The organism is Paenibacillus sp. FSL K6-2524 (assembly GCF_038005525.1).
GTDB lineage: Bacteria > Bacillota > Bacilli > Paenibacillales > Paenibacillaceae > Fontibacillus > Fontibacillus anaericanus.
Window position 1 is genome coordinate 2,011,989 of the sequence record NZ_JBBOSP010000001.1, and the last position, 16,326, is coordinate 2,028,314.

Annotated in this window: 16 protein-coding genes and 2 pseudogenes; 15 read left to right on the forward strand and 3 right to left on the reverse strand. The window is 39.9% G+C overall.

Going from position 1 to position 16,326, the window contains the following annotated elements; translation table 11 throughout:
- Positions 1-11: 11 nt before the first annotated feature.
- Entirely contained in the window at positions 12-1,409 is a 1,398-nt protein-coding gene (gene sufB, locus NST85_RS08905; protein ID WP_127192353.1) for a Fe-S cluster assembly protein SufB, read from the forward strand.
- A gap of 148 nt (positions 1,410-1,557) precedes the next feature.
- Here the strand turns inward: sufB and NST85_RS08910 are convergent, their stop codons facing one another.
- From NST85_RS08910 to moaD, 3 genes and pseudogenes are all read right to left on the reverse strand, one after another.
- Positions 1,558-1,731: an aspartyl-phosphate phosphatase Spo0E family protein gene (locus NST85_RS08910; protein WP_127192352.1), complete on the reverse strand. Its 174-nt coding sequence runs from the start codon at positions 1,729-1,731 to the stop codon at positions 1,558-1,560.
- A gap of 49 nt (positions 1,732-1,780) precedes the next feature.
- Positions 1,781-2,833 (reverse strand): HD-GYP domain-containing protein, encoded by a 1,053-nt coding sequence (locus tag NST85_RS08915; RefSeq protein ID WP_127192351.1) that lies wholly within the window; start codon positions 2,831-2,833, stop codon positions 1,781-1,783.
- Positions 2,834-2,927: 94 nt separating this feature from the next.
- Positions 2,928-3,663: pseudogene (moaD, locus tag NST85_RS08920) on the reverse strand (molybdopterin converting factor subunit 1).
- A gap of 147 nt (positions 3,664-3,810) precedes the next feature.
- On the opposite strand from moaD, the gene NST85_RS08925 reads away from it, so the two are divergent.
- The 14 genes and pseudogenes from NST85_RS08925 to NST85_RS08990 all read left to right on the forward strand — a co-directional run bounded on the left by NST85_RS08925 (position 3,811) and on the right by NST85_RS08990 (position 16,289).
- Positions 3,811-5,253: a bifunctional metallophosphatase/5'-nucleotidase gene (locus tag NST85_RS08925; RefSeq protein ID WP_341189104.1), complete on the forward strand. Its 1,443-nt coding sequence runs from the start codon at positions 3,811-3,813 to the stop codon at positions 5,251-5,253.
- Positions 5,254-5,359: 106 nt separating this feature from the next.
- Positions 5,360-6,463, forward strand: a complete 1,104-nt coding sequence (locus NST85_RS08930) for an HD-GYP domain-containing protein (protein WP_127192347.1) — start codon at positions 5,360-5,362, stop codon at positions 6,461-6,463.
- 70 nt (positions 6,464-6,533) lie between these two features.
- Positions 6,534-7,667 carry a radical SAM/CxCxxxxC motif protein YfkAB gene (yfkAB, locus tag NST85_RS08935; RefSeq protein ID WP_127192510.1) on the forward strand — a complete coding sequence of 378 codons (1,134 nt, stop codon included), beginning with the start codon at positions 6,534-6,536 and terminating at the stop codon, positions 7,665-7,667.
- A 15-nt stretch (positions 7,668-7,682) separates the two neighbouring features.
- Complete coding sequence (locus NST85_RS08940) at positions 7,683-9,032, forward strand: hemolysin family protein (RefSeq protein ID WP_127192346.1); 1,350 nt, start codon at positions 7,683-7,685, stop codon at positions 9,030-9,032.
- 139 nt (positions 9,033-9,171) lie between these two features.
- Positions 9,172-9,909, forward strand: coding sequence for a helix-turn-helix transcriptional regulator (locus NST85_RS08945; protein WP_341189105.1), 738 nt, complete (start codon positions 9,172-9,174; stop codon positions 9,907-9,909).
- A gap of 30 nt (positions 9,910-9,939) precedes the next feature.
- Complete coding sequence (locus NST85_RS08950) at positions 9,940-10,659, forward strand: transglutaminase-like domain-containing protein (protein WP_341189106.1); 720 nt, start codon at positions 9,940-9,942, stop codon at positions 10,657-10,659.
- A gap of 166 nt (positions 10,660-10,825) precedes the next feature.
- Complete coding sequence (locus tag NST85_RS08955) at positions 10,826-11,044, forward strand: spore coat associated protein CotJA (protein WP_127192343.1); 219 nt, start codon at positions 10,826-10,828, stop codon at positions 11,042-11,044.
- Entirely contained in the window at positions 10,983-11,318 is a 336-nt protein-coding gene (locus NST85_RS08960; RefSeq protein WP_281278193.1) for a spore coat protein CotJB, read from the forward strand. Before NST85_RS08955 ends, NST85_RS08960 begins: the two co-directional genes overlap by 62 nt.
- A 49-nt stretch (positions 11,319-11,367) precedes the next feature.
- Entirely contained in the window at positions 11,368-11,937 is a 570-nt protein-coding gene (locus tag NST85_RS08965; protein ID WP_341189107.1) for a manganese catalase family protein, read from the forward strand.
- A 950-nt stretch (positions 11,938-12,887) separates the two neighbouring features.
- Entirely contained in the window at positions 12,888-13,346 is a 459-nt protein-coding gene (locus NST85_RS08970) for a hypothetical protein (protein ID WP_341189108.1), read from the forward strand.
- 28 nt (positions 13,347-13,374) lie between these two features.
- A complete protein-coding gene (locus tag NST85_RS08975) occupies positions 13,375-13,902 on the forward strand; it encodes a hypothetical protein (protein WP_127195293.1) in 528 nt (175 codons plus the stop codon).
- A 161-nt stretch (positions 13,903-14,063) separates the two neighbouring features.
- Positions 14,064-14,429: pseudogene (locus NST85_RS08980) on the forward strand (DnaB-like helicase C-terminal domain-containing protein); the annotation flags it as partial.
- A gap of 4 nt (positions 14,430-14,433) precedes the next feature.
- Positions 14,434-14,763: a hypothetical protein gene (locus tag NST85_RS08985; RefSeq protein ID WP_341189109.1), complete on the forward strand. Its 330-nt coding sequence runs from the start codon at positions 14,434-14,436 to the stop codon at positions 14,761-14,763.
- Between the two features lie 641 nt (positions 14,764-15,404).
- Positions 15,405-16,289, forward strand: a complete 885-nt coding sequence (locus NST85_RS08990; protein ID WP_341189110.1) for a hypothetical protein — start codon at positions 15,405-15,407, stop codon at positions 16,287-16,289.
- Positions 16,290-16,326: the final 37 nt, after the last annotated feature.

The window sequence follows — 16,326 nt, forward strand, 5'->3', positions numbered from 1 at the left end:
GGGTATCAGCTATGGCTAAGAAAGCGCCTGATATGGAAGAGTACCAATATGGCTTTAGAGATGAACATAAATCAATTTTCCAAACGGGCAAAGGATTAACCCGTGAAGTTGTCATGGAAATCTCCAAGATTAAGAATGAACCTGAGTGGATGCTGGACTTCCGTCTGAAGTCACTAGCACAATTCGAGAAGATGCCTCTTCCTACATGGGGCGGAGAGCTCGAAGGACTTGATTTCGAGGATATCCAATACTACGTAAGACCATCGGAGAAACAAGGGAAGACGTGGGAAGAGGTTCCTACTGAAATCAAAGAAACATTTGATAAGCTTGGAATTCCAGAAGCGGAACAGAAGTTTCTAGCGGGTGTGTCGGCACAGTATGAATCCGAGGTAGTTTATCATAGCATGCAAAAAGAACTGGAAGATCAAGGTGTTATCTTTACAGATACGGATACGGCGTTACGTGAGTACCCAGAGCTTTTGCGTGAGTACTTTGCAACTGTAATCCCTCCAGCAGATAATAAGTTTGCAGCATTGAATAGTGCGGTATGGTCTGGGGGTAGCTTCATTTATGTGCCGAAGGGCGTAAAATGTGAAGTTCCATTACAAGCCTACTTCCGAATCAATTCGGAGAACATGGGACAGTTTGAACGTACGCTCATTATTGCCGATGAAGACAGCTTTGTGCACTATGTAGAAGGATGTACGGCTCCAATCTACAGTACGAACTCCCTACACAGTGCTGTTGTAGAAATCGTCTGCAAGAAGAACGCACGTGTACGTTATACGACGATTCAGAACTGGGCACCAAATATCTATAATCTCGTAACCAAACGTGCGGTAGCTGAAGAGAATGCAACGATGGAATGGGTCGATGGAAACATTGGTTCCAAACTGACGATGAAATATCCAGCTGTTATTCTTAAAGGACGTGGGGCGAAGGGGAGCGTACTTTCCATCGCTGTTGCGGGTAAAGGCCAACATCAGGATGCTGGTGCCAAAATGATCCATCTGGCTCCAGATACAACGTCCACCATCATTTCGAAATCGATCAGTAAGCATGGAGGTAAAGTAACCTATCGTGGGTTGGCTTCCTTTGGTCGTAATGCGGAAGGTGCGAAATCCAACATTAAGTGTGATACTTTGATTATGGATAACGAATCCACTTCAGATACAATCCCTTACAATGAGATCATGAACGATAACATTATGCTTGAGCACGAAGCGACGGTGTCGAAGGTATCGGAAGAGCAGCTGTTCTATCTGATGAGCCGCGGCCTTACTGAAGCGGAAGCAACACAAATGATCGTAATGGGTTTCATTGAACCGTTCACTAAAGAACTTCCAATGGAATACGCGGTTGAGATGAATAGACTTATCAAGTTCGAAATGGAAGGTTCCATTGGTTAATTTGATTAATCATAAATCTCGCCATACGTAAAAATACGTGTCCCGTTGTGACTTGTACACTCCCTGTGTTCAAGTCTCACGGACACGTATTTTAATTTGCGTTAGCACTCCAATTAGAGGGTATAAAATTAGACCTAACCTGTTAGGGCTAGGCCTTCTTTAAAAATGGGACGCGTCTCTGCATTCGCAATAGATTGTATTCGTTAAGTACGGCGTCAAGTTGTTGACTTGTCTCGATAACTTCTTGGTCGGCAAGGCGTTTATTGGCACATAGTTTATTCAATTCCAACCGGAGAATTTCGATCTTACTGACAATTTCCAAAATGAACAGCTCCTAATAATCAGACCGCGGGAGTCTTACTATTTATGTACTACATATACACTTCGGATATAGATATCTCTCGCTCCTTGGATAAGTCCACGAATCCAGAGTCAGTTCGTACTAAAGGGCGAAAGAAATCGGTCTGATTCGTCATGATGATGGAGCCGATTTCACCGGAAGAGAGAAGCACGTTCTTACCGATAAAGTTAGGTAGTAAATGTTTGATGAGGGCCTGAGTAGGCTCGGGGCTAAGCTTACCAAAACTAAGGGAATTCAATTCGCGAAGTACAGCCAGGAATTCATGCTTGGACTGATATACCCGATTTGAAGTCATAGCGGTATATACATCAGCTACGGCCGTGATCTTGGCATAAGGATGGATCTGCTTGTCCAGCAGGCCTTGCGGATATCCGCTTCCATCATCACGTTCATGATGCTGTAAAGCGACTATTGCTGAAATCTCATCGTCCGTGGAATTGAGGATGATGTCATGGCCATAGATAGTATGACGTTTCACTTCTTCAAATTCCTCAGGCGTAAGTTTACCGGGCTTGGATAGAACATCCTGATCCAGCTTACATTTACCGATATCGATTAAATAACCAGCTTTACTGACCTCATAAGCCTCTAGCTTTGAATAACCGAGCCAAGAAGCGATATAATAGGAGAGCATTCCAACTTGTAAGGAGTGATTGTACGTGTAATTGTCATTGCCACTATCAGACAGTAACAGAAGGAGAGAGACAACATCCTTCTGGCCGCCCAAATTGTTAACCATAGGTTGTAGCAGATCATCGACTTTAGCATCGTCGTATGTACCATTTGATAGTGCTGACAGAAAAATGTCCTCAAATCCATCAACAGCTTCGTCGAAGAACGGTTTTATCTTTTGGATGGTATCTGAGGTTGAATTGTTTGGCTGGAAATAATGTTCAACTGTGTGAGGTTCGATTTCTACGTAATCAATACCATGTTGCATGAGTTTCACAATCGCATCACTGGATAAAGACGATTCTTTTTGGAGAACCAATACGCCATAATTGTTAAAGACGTCACCTTTAAGACGATCACCTGGACTTAGATCCATAATATGTATTTTCAAGGATATTGGCACCTCATTATAAATGCGATTTTTCCTTAATAATATCAGGTAATATATGGATTGACAATCATGATTTGTGCCTTTAGTTGCTAGTTTAAGAGAGTTGTCCCGGTGCAGTGGGGTCCCAAGGTCCTTGTCCATGACCTTTCCACTCGGTTCCATCGTCCCAGATCTCTTTCTTCCATATAGGTACAATTTGTTTGAGTCTTTCAATTGCATAACGACTAGACTCGTAACAATGAGCACGATGCGGCGAAGATACAGCGATAACGACACTGCTCTCAGTTATTTCTACTGTACCGATTCGGTGACTAATGGCGCAAAGAGTTCCAGGCCACTGTTGCTCCACTTCGCTCCCGATTTGACGTAATTTAGTCAACGCCATAGGGATATAAGCTTCATATTCTAAGTGAAGGGTACGTTGTTCTCCAGTCATCTCCCGGGTCGTACCAATGAAAGTTAGCGTTGCACCATGGTTGGCGGTAATAACCTTTTGTGTAATGGATTCAATACATAAAGGTTTTTCAGTAATGGTATACCTGTCGTCATCGGAGGGAATAGTTGAATTTTTCGGCTTCATGCTAGCCTCCCGAAACAGGTGGTATCAAAGCAACTTCATCTGTTGATGTGATGAGGACTTCCCCACGTGCATATTCTTGGTTAACGGCTACAAAGGAAACAGCAATCAAGGAAGTTGCTGCAGGGTAGCTCTCAGTAAGAATTTCTTTTAACTGATCAACTGTTACACTAGCTTCTGTTGTTGTGAATGTTAGTCGAGATGTGCCAATTCGATCGGCCAGCCCGGCAAATAAAGAGATTATTATTTCCATATATATTCACCTCGGTATGGTTGGTAGACATCTATAATATATCATATATGAGGAGACAATGATTTAAAATGAGGTATATAATATTATAAGGATAATGAGCTAGACAAGGCTGGATATACAAGGATAAACCAAGGAGGGAATGCCATCTTGCAGGATACGGATCAGGATATATTAACGATACTGTATACTAATGATTTACACAGCCACTTTGGTGCCATGGGACGTATTTCCGCCATGGTGAAGGAGCAGAGGGGTAAAAATGAAGCTTGTACGCTCCTCCTTGATATCGGAGATCATATGGACCGGGCAGCGCCGGAAACGGAAGGGACAATGGGACAAGCTAACGTAGATATTCTAAATTTGACGGGATATGATGCCATCACGATTGGTAACAATGAAGGCCTAACATTTACTCCAGAATTGTTAAATCAAGCTTATGTAGGATTGGCCTGCCCTGTTGTCTGCGGTAATATCTTGGAGATAGGTCAAGGAAAGCCTCCAGTATGGATGAAGGAGGATCTGATTGTTCATAAGGGTCCATTCACGATTGGACTTGTTGGTGCGACGGTGGCATATGCTGATTTCTATGAATTGCTTGGACTAGAGGCTCTGGATCCGAAGACGACCATCATGAAATCCGTAGAGCGGCTACGTCCTCAGGTTGATCTCATTGTTGTGATGTCTCATCTCGGACTTCCTTTTGATAAAGAACTTGCCGAAGTGGTCCCTGATATCGATCTGATCATTGGAGGGCATACACATCATTTACTTGAGGAACCGCTATATATAGGTAGAACAGCGATTACTGCGGCTGGGAAATTCGGACGTTATCTCGGGAAATTCGTGTTTGAGCGAGATCGTGAGCTAGGGAAGCTTGTTGTGAGGGAAGCGAGATGCCTTCCAGTTGAAGATGGTCCAGAGGATCACAGGATTCTGAATGCAATTGCGATTCACAAAGAACAAGCTGAAATCCGAATGCAGCGAACCGTTGCAGTTATTGAAGAGGATATAACCATAGACTACCGCTCTGAATCACCGTTTGGTAATTTACTTGCGCAAGCGGTTAGGAGATACACCGATAGCGATCTATCAATAGTGAATAGCGGACAATTATTAGCTGATCTTCCGGCTGGTGAGATTACTGAAGGAATGCTGCATGAACGGTGTCCATCCCCTATTAATCCGTGCAGAATGAGTCTTACGGGGGAAGATATTCTCTATACCTTGGAGCAATCCTTACTTCCTGAAGAAAGTGACCGAGTTATTTATGGCTTCGGATTTCGGGGGAAGGTACTAGGTGGGATTTGTGTGGATGGCATGGAAATTATATACAATAAGGCAGGATTGCCTTATAATAAAATTCTTCAAGCCAGTGTTAGTGGTGTGCCGATTGCTCGTGATAAAATTTATGTTGTTGGAACGCTGGATATGTTTACGTTCGGCATCGGTTATGAACGATTGAAGTGTGGAAGGGATAAGGAGTTTATGCTTCCTGACTTTTTACGTGATCTGCTTAGAATAGAGTTACAGACGCCCGGGGCAGTAGCAAATTGTTTTCTTTCCAGATGGAATAAGGAAACAAAGTTATAATGTTTTTATATTTTTCCCGATATATATCGTAACTTCTATAAATGGATAGGATGAGTTTTATGTTAGACAACACATTATTTATTTTTATTTGGGACGGAGTGGAGTTATGCGGTTAGTATCTATTGACTCCTTGTTACCTGGAATGAAACTTGGTAAGAAAATATATAGTGAGGACGGTATAGTCTTACTATCTGAGAATGCGGAATTGAACGATACGATTATCCGACGATTAAAGTTACATGGTCTGGAATTGGTGTATATTTCCGACCCTCGGACTGATGATATCGTGATCCATGATATGATAGAAGACGAGACTCGTCTACGTGCACTTGGTGAGATCCGGGCAAATTACCATCAATTGATGGCTCCAGTAACGAAAGGTTTAGTCTACCCATATTTGGGTAAAGTGTTCTCTAATCTAGTTGAGACCATTATGGATGACCTTGCTGCAAGGGAAGACGCGATGATTATGCTTATGAACATAAACAGCATGGATCAATATCTCTACCGTCATTCGTTGAACGTGTGTATCTATACAGTCCTATTGGGCCAAATCCATGGATATAGTAAAGATGAACTGACAACGCTGGGCCTAGGTGCATTGCTGCATGATATAGGAAAGACTAAAATACCTCTTTCTCTGCTCAATAAACCTGCGAGTTTGAGTGATGAGGAATACAAACTAATGAAGACCCATACGGATATAGGATTCAAAATACTTAAGGATGAGCCAGGAATCCCTCTTATCGCAGCTCACTGTGCTTATCAACATCACGAGCGTTTGGATGGTAACGGTTATCCTCGAGGAATTAAAGGGAATGAGATTCATGAATTCGCCCAATGGATTGCCATTGCTGATGCGTTCGATGCCATGACGACCCACCGGGTATATCGATCAGCGATGCTTCCTCATCAAGCTTTGGAAGTATTGTATACCGGATGCGGCCACTGGTACGATAAATCGAAGCTGGAGGTATTTAGGGACCGAGTTGCGATTTATCCATTAGGGATGATGGTGAAACTTAGTACAGGGGAGCGAGGAGTTGTCGCCAAGATTCACGGTCTCATTCCAAATCGTCCTGTTATTCGCATATTAAACGATGAATTCGGTGTGGAAGTAAAGTCTCCGTATGATGTGGATTTGTCTACGCAATTATCCGTTGTTGTTACTGAAGTAGATGGTATGGGGCTTAATGGGAACGTTGGTTAGTCAGGTGAAGTTAATATGGACCAAGCAAACTTAGATAATTATAAAGATAAGGTGAGTAAACATAATGATAATGAACAACAATACAGACACAGACAGAATTTCTACTATAAGTCCGAGTTATGATCCCTGGGATCCGATTGTTTCGCTTCGGGAATTTGGTCGTCATGTACTGACTAGTGTAGAAATGACAGTTACCAATTTGTGTAATATGCGCTGTGAGCACTGTGCTGTCGGCGATAGCCTAGTGATGAAGGAACCAGAACAAATACCGCTTTCTCTTATGCTAAAGGCTTTAGATGAAGTGGAGCATCTTCGTACGATTAGTATAACTGGAGGAGAACCAACATTTAGACGCCAAACGGTGGATGAGAAAATCGTACCACTGCTTAAATATGCTAAAGAGCGTGGTATTCGCACTCAAATTAATTCGAACTTAACGCTGGACTATGAACGTTACGAGAAATTACTACCTTATCTCGACGTTATGCATATATCGTTTAACTATACAGATGAGACAGACTTTCATGAGGTTGGATTCGCCCGTAGTGGACATTCTGTTAAACCAGAAGTTGCCTTCAAGATGTATCATAAGATGATTGAAAATACGAAGCGACTTAGTGAAGCGGGAATGTTCGTCTCGGCGGAAACCATGATTAATTACCGCACATTTGATAAATTACCAGAGATTCATAAGATGATCGTGGAAATGGGCTGCCGTCGTCATGAAGTTCATCCGATGTATGCGGCTGACTTCGCAGAGGGTTTACCTGTATTATCATTGGAAGATATGCGAATGGCCATTCATTCTTTACTTGATCAACGTGATCAGGACTTATGGATGTTGTTTGGAACACTTCCGTTCTTTGCTTGTAATAGCAGTGAAGAAGACGCTAAGTTGTTACGTCGTCTTCGTCAAGAGCCAAATGTCACCGTACGAAATGATCCAGACGGTAGGAATCGTGTGAATGTCAATATGTTCACAGGAGATGTCTATGTGACAGACTTTGCAGCTATTCCGGCATTTGGTAATATAAATAAAGGAAAACTGGACGATATTTTTGGGAAATGGCTGAATGGCCATCCATTGAATCAAAAGGTGAATTGTCATTGTGATTATGCAAGTTGCTGCGGACCGAATTTGCTCGTGGCAGATATGTACTATAAAGACATTGATTTCAAATCCCGCAAAGCTATCATTTCATAGGAAAGAGGCGCTAACATGCCCGACGGACATATAGAATTTAGTAAGCTTGCTTTTAATTTATTGCTTGTCTTTATTCTCGTGATATTGAATGGATTCTTCGTTGCTGCCGAATTCTCACTCGTTAAGGTTCGCCAGTCTAGGCTGACTCAGCTAGTTAGTGAAGGGAACAAACGTGCGACGTTTGCGCTTAAGGTGAATAAGAAGTTAGATTCTTATCTATCTGCAACTCAGTTGGGAATTACCTTGGCATCTCTTGGACTAGGTTGGGTAGGTGAGCCAGCCATTTCGGAACTCTTGATTGAGCCAATCATGTACAAAATGGGTGTTACGGATACAACATTGATTTCAACGGTATCAGTAGCGATCGGGTTTGCGATTATTACATTTTTACATATTGTCATTGGAGAGCTTGCTCCGAAATCACTGGCGATCCAGAAGTCCGAGGAAACATCTCTGTGGTTGTCGGCGCCACTTCTTTACTTTTACAGACTCTTTTTACCCGTGATATGGCTTTTGAATTCAGCTGCCAATGGGATGCTTCGACTTGTCGGTATTGAACCAGCAGGTGAAGGAGAAGCAGCGCATTCGGAAGAAGAGATTCGTATTCTGATGAATCAAAGCGCGAAGAGTGGGGTTATTGATAAAGATGAAATGAAACTGATGGATAATCTTTTTGACTTTTCCGATATGCTAGCAAGAGAAGTTATGCTTCCACGTACGGATATGGATTGCTTATACACTCATTTATCATGGGAAGAGAATATGAAGATTGTTAGTGAAACGAAGCATTCACGATATCCAGTAGCTGTGGAGGATAAGGATCAGATTATCGGATTTGTGCATATCACTGATCTTTTATTGCCTGAACCAGGCAAAGACCTTGACTTGACTCAAATGGTACGTCCTATTCTAAATGTACCGGAATCGATGGAAGTTAGCCAAGTGTTACGAAATATGCAGAAGAAACATGTGCAAATGACGCTAGTGGTTGATGAGTACGGTGGAACGGCGGGATTATTAACTGCTGAGGAAATTATCGAAGAGATCGTTGGCGATTTGCATGATGAATTTGAGGATGAGCTTCCTGAAGTAGAAAAGCTTGCAGACGGAGTTTATTCTGTAGACGGCCGTTTATTGATTGAAGAGGTTAATGATTTAATCGGAATTAGCATTGAAGATGATGAGGTGGACTCCATCGGAGGCTGGCTGTTTAAAGAGCTAGAAGGTGCTCCGGTTAAAGGAAGGAAGAAAGAGTTCGGTGGTGCTCTATTTGAAGTGGCTGAATCGGCAAGATTACGTATTACACGTGTGAAAATTACCAAACGGAAAGTCAAAGTACTTGAAGAGGTTGAGCAAGAGAACTAATTAATTTATCTATTGAAGATAGGGACTCCTGTCCGGAGCTAACTATAATGTGACCCACAAGAAGGACACTTTGCAAAAAGTTGCCCTTTTGTGGGTCATTTATGTATTAACCAGAGTTTCTTGGAAGGGAAAAACAGCGATGCTAAATATATTATTTAAAGAAGAAGCGGTATTATTCTCCATAGATTCTCTAAATGCTGAAGAACACCGTCATCATATGTTGCAAATCATTTATGCGGTGGTAGAGCCTATTGAAATAACGATTGGAGAGGGTAGCTTCCATACAAAGTTTGTTATTATCGATACTAATGTTGTACATAAGGTAAACTCATATGGAACAGCTACGCACAATGTGCTGGTTGATCCCAGCTCCGTTTTATATACATATATTTATACTGACTTGTTAAAGCAACAGCGGCATGTTTGTATAGATTCCCACTGGTCCAATTATAATATTGAATCTTCCGATCAACTATATGAAGTTATTCAAGGATTAGTAAACATAAAGTCGAAGAGCGTTGAGCACATGTCCCTGGAGCAAGGTGAACATATGGATGAAGCTATAACTGAAATGCGACGCACAGGCAAGTTTTATTCACAAACCGAGATGGCTTCCCGTTTAAACTATTCACCGAGCCATTTCTCCCGATTGTTCTCAGAAAAGTATGGTGTTGCTTATAGTAGTTATATCATTTTACTTAAATTGAGAAGTGCCTTTATCTTTATACATAAGGGATATTCACTAACTCGTTCTGCTCATGAAGCGGGCTTCAGTCATTCTGCCCATTTGGCGGCAGTAGCCAAGAAGACTCTGGGCATGTCGCTAACGCAAATAACGAAAGATAGCATAAATTTGAAAGTCATCGACTCTAAGTAACGTTAAGCTGTAGTTAAAGGAGTGGAGAATATGGATGTATATCTAGATGAAACTCAATTACTAAATTACAGACACCCTATGATCGAAGAGTTGATTGAATCGCATCAATGGAGAGAGATAGATTCACTGCAAGAGCAAATTTCAGCAGTCTATAATTTTGTTAGAAATGAGATCAAATTTGGTTATAACCGGGGAGATGCCCTGACTGCAAGTGAAATTCTGGAGGATGGCTTAGGGCAATGTAATACGAAAAGTATTCTGCTTATGGCTCTATTAAGAGGTGTCGGCGTACCTTGCAGAGTTCAGGGATTCACTATTGATAAAAAAATGCAAAAAGGTGCATTGACTGGGATCACATATACCTTGGCACCCCAAAAAATTATCCACGCCTATACGGAAATATGGGTTAATCATGAATGGCTTGCACTAGAGGGAGTCATTATTGACGATAAATTGCTTGCCCAAACCAAGAATCATCTAAGTGATCAAGGAGATAAATTAATTGGGTATGGCGTTTCCGTCAAAAAAGGAGATGGATTCAATACCTGCTTCAACGGAAAGTCTACATTTATACAAGTTGCTTCGGTAGTGGATCATTTAGGAACCTTTAATTCGCCGGATGAGTTGTTTCAGCAATATTCGAATAACAGATTAAAGCTTAAAATGTGGATCTTCAATAAGTTTATGCGAAAAGGCATTAATGTTAACTTGCAAAAGATCCGCGATCAAGGTGTGAGAGAGTCAAAATAGTGAGAGTAAGTTGTACTCCATTTTATGGACAAAGACGATAGGTCCCTTTGGTACAGGTAGGGGATATATCGTCTTTATTTTGCCCAGATTTTAGGTTCATTTTCTGGGCGAACGTCATATGTTAATGATGAGGAAATTGTCAGATGATAAAAAGGAGGAACTTGGTTTGAGTCATCCCCAAGAGCAATCATGGGCCCCATATATCGGCCCGTTCGATCCCTGCCCACCGATACTATGCAAGACGTACAGTACACCTCCGCAGTTGTTTATGTGTTTTCAACCGATGAATTTACCGCAGTTCAGTCCGCAGGAAGCCTTGAGACATGGCACGTTATGGCCGGCTCTATACAGTCCCTATGAATCCAGATGGGGAAAAGGACGGTGATGAAATGACATCGAAACCTCAGTGTGATCCAGAGTTTTATGAAATGCTTGAGAAATTGCAGGCCCTGGACTTTGTTCTAGTTGAACTTAATCTTTATCTCGACACTCACCCGGATGATTTACAAGCCATTGAACAATTCAATCAGTTAACTTTTGAACGGACCAATCTTGCCAATCATTTTCAACAACTGTATGGTCCCCTGCAGAACTTCGGCCGTGCCTATTCGAAGTTTCCGTGGGAATGGTCAAAAGTCCCGTGGCCTTGGCAGGTGTAGTGTTTGTTTGTAATTTTCCAAGCAAGCCAAAGGAGGGGAACTTAAAGTAATGTGGGTCTATGAGAAAAAGCTACAATATCCAGTTCGTGTAGGTAAATGTGATATCCCAATGGCCAAATTACTGCTTGAGCAGTATGGCGGTGCCGATGGGGAGTTAGCTGCGGCATTGCGGTATCTCAATCAAAGGTATACAATTCCGGACAAAGTTATCGGACTACTTAACGACATAGGTACCGAAGAATTCGCGCATCTTGAGATGATCGCGACCATGGTATATAAGCTCACCAAGGATGCGACGGTGGAAGAATTAAGGGCATATGGATTAGGGCCTCATTATGTCGCACATGATAGCGCACTATTCTACGAGAACGCCTCAGGAGTACCTTTTACAGCTGCTTATATTCAAGCCAAGGGTGATCCTATTGCGGATCTATACGAAGACATTGCGGCTGAGGAGAAAGCAAGAGCTACATACCAGTGGCTCATCGACATGACTGACGACGTTGATTTGCAGGATAGTTTGAAATTCCTGCGTGAACGGGAAATTATCCACTCGCTACGGTTCCGTGAAGCGGTGGAGATTTTGAAGGATGATCGTGGGCAGAAGAAGGTGTTTTGAGGAAATAACAGAAGAAGTTTTTTAACTAACCCGTAAGTTGGCCACTAAAATGTGACCACTTACGGGTTAGTTTGAGTAACTAACTTTTGAATCGAGCTGGATAAATCCGTTGCGCATGCACGATACAAGCATTTATTTGAGTTGAATTCACAAAATAGCACCTTATTTTTGAGGTTCAATAACTAAAATCGTAATGGATGGGGATCGCTAAAGTACGTGGATCAGATATATTAGTTTTAATACTGGGCCTTTAGTGTTAATTGGATGTTGTAACAAAGTTGACAATTAATATCTAGAACAACTATTAATTTTAAGAAAAAATTTACCGATAGTTTAAGTCAAGGAATCTTGTATTTTTTATCCATTTTTGCGACTTATTGATAGCCTTCAAAAATGGATTTTCTAAGAAATTAATTAAATCTATAACTGTTAATTATTACTAGTAATAGAGGAGGGGAATTTCAAAGAATATACTTTCAAATTTTCTTCTTTTTTTGTTAATTCCGGTATTAGGGAGGCCAACTACTATTAGGTGCGCTAGTATATGTTAGGTTATCATTCTAGCATTTTTTCTCTAAGATCGTCTTCTTTCGTTCCTCAGAGATTTCCGTTTTTTCTTCAAAAGCTCATAAAAAAGCTCCCCCCTTCAACTGGACTATCGTGTGTCCAAGTTTTTCCATAATATTCAAAATATAAAAAGTGATCGTTAATTCCAAAATTCAACAGTATTCGACATGTAAAAAAAATATACTTAATTTTACTTCTAAGGAAATGGAAGGTAGAAAGTTATTGAAAAAAAATTGGAGTGCTAACTTATTATTATTGATTGCTAGTTGTTTATTGGGCGGATCGACCAGCTTCGTAATTGGTAATATTATCTTTTCGACTTATCATATTAATAGTGTATTTAATTGGGTCTTATTGTTACTGTTAATTTTTTTTTATTTTTTTTGTCATTGCGTTATCATTTCAAGAAAGTGAAAAATAAATCCTTTGTTTCGCTCAATATATATATATTTATTTTTTTTCTATTAGCTGCTCCTGTTATAGTTACTAATTTTGATCATTACTTATCAATTCCTACTAAAAAAGAACAAAATAAAACAATCGAGCAAATTTCTACGATATTAAAGCAAACCGGTCTTCCTTATGAAATTGATGTGTCAGAAAGTAAGAAACAAACGAAAGAATATGGTGTAAGGGTAACGATTGTATTAGTAAGAATATTGAATGGCCAATTCAAGAGAAATGAAGTGGATACATTACTGGAAAAGTTGCCTGATGGGGATATAAATATTACTTTCTACACTAAAGGTAGAACTACTTATATTGATGTCTTAATTGATGAAAACAAATCAATCACAAGTTGTTTTCCATTCGAAATATGTAAAATTATGGAGATTTATTAATGAAAATAGAATAGCAGGAGGAGAAAATATGCGAAAGATTATGACAAATATTATAATAATATTTTTGTGCTTTATTATACAACTTCCCATATTTAATAATTTTGTTTTTGCTGATAATAGTGGTAGTTCAAATATACTACAGGAACAGAGAAGCACCTCAACAATGTCCTCCACAAGCAATGGAATTGGCACCAGAAGTACTGATGTATGGGTTGATGATTACTTTAGTGAATATGGGAATGCAATTGATATTCATTACAGCTTTCTTGAAACACACCCGGTCCAAATAACAGTAACTCGGGAAGATGGTTGGGAACAAACATATTCACAGTATACTGGAAATGCATACCATAACATATTTGAATTTAATCCTCCTGATGATGGTAGATATACTTTTCGTGTTCAGCCAATAGATGAAAGTTCTGAGTTTGGTGGTCAGGTTTCAGTAACTGTCTACAAAAACATTGTAATTGTAGTACCAGGTATAATGGTAAGTGAATTATTTGTAGGTAATAATCAAGTTTGGAAGCCTAAACAGTATGTATGGGGGGGCTAGTTGCGACTGAATATATAAGACAAGTGAATGCGGTTGATAAATTAATAACTATCGGAACTCCTTATTTAGGTGCTCCCAAAGCAGTTTCTATTTTTTCAACAGGTAATATATCGAGTCTGCCCGATAATTTGGCGATCTCTACCTCAATAAAATCTGATCGCCGTGGAGACAATCGGCAGCAAGAAGTTTCCGAAATATCTCGAAAGCTCAAGCAACTTGCGCGTGAACTCAATGTGCCTGTAATTGCTTTATCTCAATTAAGTCGTGCAGTAGAGTCACGGCAGGACAAACGTCCGATGATGTCCGACCTTCGAGAATCTGGGTCAATAGAACAGGATGCCGATATCGTTGCATTCCTGTATCGAGATGATTATTACAACCATGATTCAGAGGAAAAGAATATCGTTGAATTTATTATTGCTAAGCAGCGTAACGGCCCAGTCGGTACAGTCAAGCTTGTCTTTATGAAGGACTTTAGTAAATTTGTTAGTTATGATCGAGGACACGACACGCATAAAGGAGCCTGATGATATGGCAAAGGTATTAAGTTGTATACCAGCTCCTTCACAAATGATAGATTTGGGGCTTGCGACAGTTGATAATTATCAACGAGCTTTAAAGAGTGCCGAGCGAGCATATAGTCGAGCTGACGCAGATGATAAAAAAGTAATCGGTGGACGTGAAGGGATAATAAGTGAACTTGAATATGTCATAGAGTGGCTTGAAACCGGTCGTCGCCCAGGTAACAAAAGATGGATTGAGTGTAGGGCAGTATACCAGCGGGAAAAGTTAGTTGACCTTTTGCTGAGTTTTATAAAATTTTCACATAAAGCATTGTGCAAAAAGGAGGGGGTATTTTGAGTAGAAAAGTAAAGAAAAGATGGCAATTTAGACGTTGACGGATCAAATATCCGAGCTAAGACAACTTGTCGGAATAATGAAAACCCTTAAAGATGCAGGTGACGACTTAAAAGCTTCAGGAGCGTCTACGGTTGGACAAGTACGCTTTAATGTTGACAATGTAATTCCATAATGGTGTTACGCTCTGCGGTGGTCATGCGTTCCAGAACCCCTTGGACGTTGAATATATTTACGTAATATTCCGGAATAACTCCACTACTGCTTAGTCCTGGTAATGTAAAGTAGATACCACTACCCTATCCACCAAAATGCGTAGAGACATAAAGATATTTGTCACCGACTTTTTGATAATTGATTACATAATAATAATCTTCTGGAGGTAGTATTGTTATTTGGTAATTTGATGCTGCACCATAGACGAAACTCCAATAATCAACATTATTACTACTACTTAAGTAACCTCTATTTATCGATTTTACAAGTATATAGTTGAATTGTACGTTTAATATATTAACAGGTTTATATTGGAAAATATTAAAAAATTAACTATAAAAATATAATACTTCCAAAAAAAGATTGACAGTTAATGTGTTTAAATATATACTAGCGAAGACTTCAAAAAATGTTAAAGGAGGGTTTAAATGGTTAATTTTAAAAAAATAGCTATTTGTCTTTGTGTTGTTGGACTGACTTCTTTTTCCAGTATAGCTGTATTTGCTTCAGAAGAAAAAGTTCAAGTAGTAAGTTCTAAAACAGTGGACGAGTTAGAAAGTTCAACTATTTACGAAGATGCTCCTACTACTTCGGGTCTTATCAGAGTGGAGAAAGTTGTTGACTTAGAGGGGGTTGACAAGTCTACAGGTAAGATTATCGATAAGGAGACATTTAGAAATTCCTTATTAAAGTTTTACAATACAGATAAAGTAAAATATTCTGAAAATATTAAAAATATCAATAGTACTATTGATAAAATAATGTCCTCAGATACACAATCAAGAGCGACTACACAGGATATAACACCGTTTTATGCTGATGGACAAGTTGTAGGCCGAGGCTGGAGTAAAGAGCCAAAATTAACTTCATCTGAAAATCGTGTTACCTTTAATAGGGATTGGGTCACTGAAGATAATTATCGTTCTGCTGTTGCTATAACAGTTTCTTATACAAAAACATTAAAAATTAGTAGGGATATAGGATTTGAAGGTGCTGTAGAAATCAAGAATAAATTTGGCTTTAGCGCATCAGCAAGCGTGGAACAAACTTCTACTATATCTCAAGGCGCAAATGTTCCAGCTTGGACAGCGTGGGGATATAGACCATATATCAAGTATAAACTTGACCAATACTCTGGGGAATACTATCTAATGATCTACGCTGGGGGTGCAATAAATACTTATTATTATACAAAAACAGGATCAAATTATTCTCTTATTACAAAATCTAATGAGTATTGGTCAAGAATTAATACTAGTCAAAGTTTAACAGCAACAACCCCAACACCACCAACTGGTGCCCCTAATGTATAATTTTATTTAAATAACACTCCCCCTCACTTAGTTGTAC

Bases quoted from the DNA above. Each gene is read 5' to 3' on its own strand.
- NST85_RS08990 (WP_341189110.1), top strand. From the start codon at position 15,405: ATGGTTAATTTTAAAAAAATAGCTATTTGTCTTTGTGTTGTTGGACTG.
- NST85_RS08965 (WP_341189107.1), top strand. From the start codon at position 11,368: ATGTGGGTCTATGAGAAAAAGCTACAATATCCAGTTCGTGTAGGTAAA.
- NST85_RS08985 (WP_341189109.1), top strand. From the start codon at position 14,434: ATGGCAAAGGTATTAAGTTGTATACCAGCTCCTTCACAAATGATAGAT.
- NST85_RS08950 (WP_341189106.1), top strand. From the start codon at position 9,940: ATGGATGTATATCTAGATGAAACTCAATTACTAAATTACAGACACCCT.
- NST85_RS08960 (WP_281278193.1), top strand. From the start codon at position 10,983: ATGGCACGTTATGGCCGGCTCTATACAGTCCCTATGAATCCAGATGGG.
- yfkAB (WP_127192510.1), top strand. From the start codon at position 6,534: ATGAACAACAATACAGACACAGACAGAATTTCTACTATAAGTCCGAGT.
- NST85_RS08975 (WP_127195293.1), top strand. From the start codon at position 13,375: ATGCGAAAGATTATGACAAATATTATAATAATATTTTTGTGCTTTATT.
- NST85_RS08930 (WP_127192347.1), top strand. From the start codon at position 5,360: ATGCGGTTAGTATCTATTGACTCCTTGTTACCTGGAATGAAACTTGGT.
- NST85_RS08945 (WP_341189105.1), top strand. From the start codon at position 9,172: ATGCTAAATATATTATTTAAAGAAGAAGCGGTATTATTCTCCATAGAT.
- sufB (WP_127192353.1), top strand. From the start codon at position 12: ATGGCTAAGAAAGCGCCTGATATGGAAGAGTACCAATATGGCTTTAGA.
- NST85_RS08940 (WP_127192346.1), top strand. From the start codon at position 7,683: ATGCCCGACGGACATATAGAATTTAGTAAGCTTGCTTTTAATTTATTG.